Here is a 4,692-nt window from a genome sequence, read left to right as displayed (position 1 = left end):
GAGCGGCGGTCGGCGCGCCGGCCGACGCGCGCCCGCGCGGGCGGCGCAACCCGTGTTTCCGCGAGGCGTCGCCATGGAAAGGATCATGTAATGTAGCGGCCTGTCGCTGACCTTACCGGAATCCCCATGCGTGTGCTGCTCGTCGAAGACAATCCGAACCTCGCCCAGTCGCTGAACGACGCGCTGAGCGCGGCGCGCTTCGCGGTCGACCACATGGCGGACGGCGAGGCGGCCGACCACGTGCTGCGCACGCAGGATTACGCGCTGGTGATTCTCGATCTCGGGCTGCCGAAGCTCGACGGGCTGGAAGTGCTGCGGCGGCTGCGCGCGCGCCGCAATCCGGTGCCGGTGCTGATCCTGACCGCGCACGGATCGGTCGAGGATCGCGTGAAAGGGCTCGATCTCGGCGCCGACGACTATCTCGCGAAGCCGTTCGAACTGACCGAACTGGAGGCACGCGCCCGCGCACTGATCCGCCGCAGCCTCGGCCACGAGCATTCGCGGGTCGAGTGCGGGCCGCTTTCGTACGACAGTATCGACCGCAGCTTCCATCTCGCGGGCGAGCCGCTGTCGCTCACGCCGCGCGAGCGCTCGGTGCTCGAGGTGCTGATCCTGCGCAACGGCCGCGCGATCAACAAGGAAACGCTGTCGGAGAAGATCTTCGGGCTCGACGAGTCGGTGAACGCCGATGCGATCGAGATCTACGTGTACCGGCTGCGCAAGAAGCTCGAGAACACGGGCGTCGCGATCGTCACGCTGCGCGGGCTCGGTTATCTGCTGGAAGCGAAGGCGGAGACGGCTGAATGAACCGCCGCGCTCACGATCCTTGCCCGGGACCGGTGGATGCGTTGACGTGCGACGTCGGATCGACACGTTCGCGGGCCGCCAACGACACGCATGCCATTCCCGGCCGACCGCGCGGGCGCGGAGAGGCGCGCCGTGCATGCGCCGTCGTGCCTCATCGGGCGGCCTGCCGGGGGGCCGAGTGACCCGCCCGAACCTGCGCGCCCAGGTCGCGCTGTGGCTGCTGCTGCCGCTGCTGGGCCTGCTCGCGCTCGACTCGTGGCTGACGTATCAGCGCGCGATGAGCGCCGCGCACGTCGCGTTCGACCGCACGTTGTCGTCGTCGCTGAAGTCGATCCGCGAAGGCGTGCGGCTCAACGACGGCGAGGTCGAGGTCGACCTGCCGTATCTCGCGCTCGAAATGCTCGAGTCGAGCGACGGCGGCAAGGTCTACTACCTGATCCGCGAGGACAACGGCCACACGATCACCGGCTACCCGGACCTGCCGCTGCCGCAAGGGCGCGACGCGGGCGACGGTGCGCTGTTCGTCACCCGTTACTACGACGTCGTCTATCGCGGCGAGCAGTTGCGGATGGCCGCGCTGCGCATCCCGGTGCACGACGTGCCGACCGCGCAGTCGCGCATCGTGTGGGTGATGGTCGGCGAGACGATCGAGGCGCGCCAGGCGCTCGCGCGCGAGATCCTGGCGGGCTCGCTGCTGCAGGAAGGGTTGCTCGTCGTGCTCGCGCTCGGCATCGTGTGGCTCGGCGTCGGGCGCGGGCTGCGGCCGCTGAACCGGCTGTCGGCGACGGTCGCCGCGCGCAGCGAGGACGACACGACGCCGCTCGATACCGGCGCGGTGCCGAGCGAACTCGCGCCGCTCGTCGAGTCGATCAACCAGTACATCGGCCGCACGCAGCGGATGCAGGTCGCGCGGCGCCGCTTCTTCGCGGACGCGGCCCATCAGCTGAAGACGCCGCTCGCGGCCGTGCAGGCGGGCGTCGAGCTCGCGTTGCGGCCCGACGAGCAGCCGCGCGCGAACGGGCACCTGCGGCGTGCGAACGGCGCGGTGCGGCAGGCCGCGAAGATCGTGCAGCAACTGCTGTCGCTGTCGCGGCTCGATTCGGACAGCGGCCATACGGTCGCGCACAAGCCGGTCGCGCTGCACCGGCTCGCGCGCAGCGTGACGCTCGACTGGTCGCCGGTCGCCCGCGCGCGCGACATCGATCTCGGTTTCGAGCACGAGGCCGACCTCGACGTGCACGGGCAGTCCGACCTGCTCGGCGAGATGATCGGCAACCTGATCGACAACGCGATCCGTTATGCGGGCGATCGCGCGGTGATCACGGTGCGCGTGTCGCGCGACGGCGAGCACGCGCGGCTCGACGTCATCGACAACGGGCCGGGCATTCCGGCGGACGAGCGCGACGCGGTGTTCGAGCGCTTTCATCGCGGCAGCAAGACGCAGACGGTCGAAGGGACGGGGCTCGGGCTGTCGATCGTGCGCGAGATCGCGCGCGTGCATCAGGGCAATGTGACGCTGGCCGATGCGGCTGGTGGCGGGCTGGTCGTGACGATCCGGTTGCCGGCGGCGAACGACGCTGCGCCGCGCGCTGCGTGATGGCGATCGGCGATGCGGGAAGCGGCTCGCCGTATGCGGCGGCTTCCCGGCTGCGAGGAGGTTAGGGTTTTGCGAGCGGTTCAGTGCGCCCGGCTCAATCGCCGAAGCCGATCTCCGCTTCCAGCGACTGGCCGACCTCGAGCCACGTGCCCGCGCCTTCGACCACGATCGCATTGATACCGAACGTCAGTTCACCGTTGAAATTCGGGTTCGCGCGATAGGTCTGCATCGTGTCGGTCGGCTCGTGCGGCCACGCCGGATCGGGCGCGCCGGTGACCTGGTCGATCGTCGGCATCGGGCAGCGCGTGCACGGCTTCACGAGGCGCAGCCGCACGGGCGTCGCGCCTTCGGTGTCGAGATGTTCGACGAAATCCTCTTCGTACGCGTCGAGATCCGACACGACGATATTCGGGCGGAAGCGGTTCATCGGGATCGCCGGCGCGCCCTTCGCGGCGAGCCGCGCGTTCAGGTCGTCGAGCGACGACTGGCCGATCACGAGCAGCGGGTAACCGTCCGCGAACTGCGTGTGCGTATCGATCTCGCCGGTCCATTGGCGGTTGCAGCCGCGGCGCGCGTCGGGCCCGAAGCGTGCGAGCTTCGTGGGCACGCCGAGGAATTCGGTGAGCCACGCGGCCGTTTCGGCGCCCGTATCGATCGCGTCGACGGTGTCGCGCCACACGGTCGCGGCCATTTTCGGCGTGGCGGGCGTGACGTCGCCGTCGAGCGGCGTGCGGATCTCGCGCATGCCCGGCGCGTTCAGCACGAGCGCATCGCTGTCGAGCGCGGTGCAGATTAGCGCGAGGCGCGGGTGCGTGCGCTGCGTGATCATCTGCCCGGCCGGGTCGGTGATCAGCCAGTGGCGGTCGTACGCCAGGCCCGTTTCCAGCAGTTGCGCGCGCGACAATGCGATGCCGGCGCAGGATTTGATCGGGTAGACGAAGAGTTCGGCGATGGCTGGCATGACGCTGGCTGAAGGCGGATGGCGAGACTGCGATTGTGCCAGATCGCGCCGCCGCCGTTTGAACGGCTGCGCACCGTCGCACGGCCGGTCATGCGAGCGGGAAGCCGGAGTCGAACGTCGTGCGCACGTCGAGCGGCTGGCGCAGCAGTCCGGCCTTCAGGTAGAAGTCGGCTGTGCGCTGTTGTTCGGCGATGAGCGTCGCGTCGATCGGCAGCCAGCGCGTGTTGCGCCGCTCGAACTGCAGCTTCGCGGCCACCGGCGGAATGCCGATGATGCGCGCGAGTGCGGCGGAATACGCGTCGGCATGCCGGTACGACCAGGTCTGCGCGCGCACGACGCGCCGCAGGAAATCGTGCAGGACGTCGCGCTTCGACGCGATCGCCGCGTCGGTCGCCGCGAGGTAGCTGAGGCCCGACCACAGCCCGCGGCCATTGACGAGCACGCGCGCGCGGCCGCTCGTTTCGGCGAGCGCGGTATAGGGTTCCCAGGTCGCCCACGCGTCGATCGAACCGGTTGCGAGCGCAAGCATCGTGTCGGCCGGCGGCAGGAAGCGGAACGACACGGCGTCGGGCGGCAGGCCGGCCGCATCGAGCGCCTTCAGCGTGACGAAATGGCCGATCGAGCCGCGCGTGGTGCCGATGCGCTTGCCCTTCAGGTCGGCTGCGCCTTTCAGCGCGGCATCGGGCTGCACGAGCACGGCCGTGCCGTACGGGTCGGAGCGGTTCGCGCCGATCACCTTGATGCGTGCGCCCGATGCGAGCGCGAAGATCACCGGCGCGTCGCCGATCGGGCCGCAGTCGACGGCGGCTGCGTTCAGCGCTTCGGCGAGCGGCGCGGCGGCCGGGAACTCGGTCCACGCGATGTCGTACGCCAGGCCGTTCAGTTCACCGGCCGCTTCGAGCAGCGCGCGCAGCCCGCCTTTCTGGTCGCCGGCGCGCAGCAGCGGCCGCGTGCCCGATTGCGCGCGCAGCGCAGCCGGGGCCGCGGCGATCGTGGCGAGGGCGCTCGCCTGTGCGAGGAAATGGCGTCGGGTCGGATTCATCGTGAAACTCGGTCGGAAGAGAAGTTCAGGGATTCATCAATGGGGAAGCCCGGCCTGCACATCGCGCACGGGCTCCGTATCGACGCGCAGCAGTAGCGCAGTCAGCGGATCGCCGGTCGCTGCCGGTCCGGCCGGTCGTGCGGTGGCGTCCGAGCGGCACAGCAGGTCCGCATCCGACCAGCCGGCGCTGCCCGGCAACGCGCGTGCCCGCAGCCAGCCGCGGCGATCGGCGAGGAGCTGCGTGCCGCCGAGCGCGTCGGGCGGGACGCCGGCGATCGTCGCGAA

At 70.2% G+C, this 4,692-nt stretch carries 4 protein-coding genes and 1 pseudogene; 2 read left to right on the top strand and 3 right to left on the bottom strand.

Annotated features, from left to right (window positions below; genetic code table 11):
- The first annotated feature begins 126 nt into the window (after positions 1-126).
- Together F3J15_RS36950 and F3J15_RS36945 are read left to right on the top strand one after the other, a co-directional pair.
- Positions 127-807, top strand: coding sequence for a response regulator (locus F3J15_RS36950; RefSeq protein WP_069251438.1), 681 nt, complete (start codon positions 127-129; stop codon positions 805-807).
- A 178-nt stretch (positions 808-985) separates the two neighbouring features.
- Complete coding sequence (locus F3J15_RS36945; protein ID WP_166897706.1) at positions 986-2,404, top strand: sensor histidine kinase; 1,419 nt, start codon at positions 986-988, stop codon at positions 2,402-2,404.
- A gap of 94 nt (positions 2,405-2,498) precedes the next feature.
- Here the strand turns inward: F3J15_RS36945 and F3J15_RS36940 are convergent, their stop codons facing one another.
- From F3J15_RS36940 to F3J15_RS36930, 3 genes and pseudogenes are all read right to left on the bottom strand, one after another.
- The gene (locus tag F3J15_RS36940) at positions 2,499-3,365 is read right to left on the bottom strand and encodes an MOSC N-terminal beta barrel domain-containing protein (RefSeq protein WP_166897703.1); all 867 of its coding nucleotides are present in this window, start codon (positions 3,363-3,365) and stop codon (positions 2,499-2,501) included.
- Between the two features lie 88 nt (positions 3,366-3,453).
- Positions 3,454-4,407: an ABC transporter substrate-binding protein gene (locus F3J15_RS36935; RefSeq protein ID WP_166897700.1), complete on the bottom strand. Its 954-nt coding sequence runs from the start codon at positions 4,405-4,407 to the stop codon at positions 3,454-3,456.
- 36 nt (positions 4,408-4,443) lie between these two features.
- A pseudogene (locus tag F3J15_RS36930) lies at positions 4,444-4,692 on the bottom strand (cytochrome c); the annotation flags it as partial.

It is taken from the genome of Burkholderia sp. Ap-955 (assembly GCF_011753045.1).
GTDB lineage: Bacteria > Pseudomonadota > Gammaproteobacteria > Burkholderiales > Burkholderiaceae > Burkholderia > Burkholderia lata_D.
This window is presented reverse-complemented; position numbering and strand designations above follow the sequence as displayed.

What these genes read in the sequence shown, in the direction of transcription:
- F3J15_RS36950 (WP_069251438.1), top strand. Translation starts at nt 127, where the DNA reads ATGCGTGTGCTGCTCGTCGAAGACAATCCGAACCTCGCCCAGTCGCTG.
- F3J15_RS36940 (WP_166897703.1), bottom strand. Translation starts at nt 3,365, where the DNA reads ATGCCAGCCATCGCCGAACTCTTCGTCTACCCGATCAAATCCTGCGCC.
- F3J15_RS36935 (WP_166897700.1), bottom strand. Translation starts at nt 4,407, where the DNA reads ATGAATCCGACCCGACGCCATTTCCTCGCACAGGCGAGCGCCCTCGCC.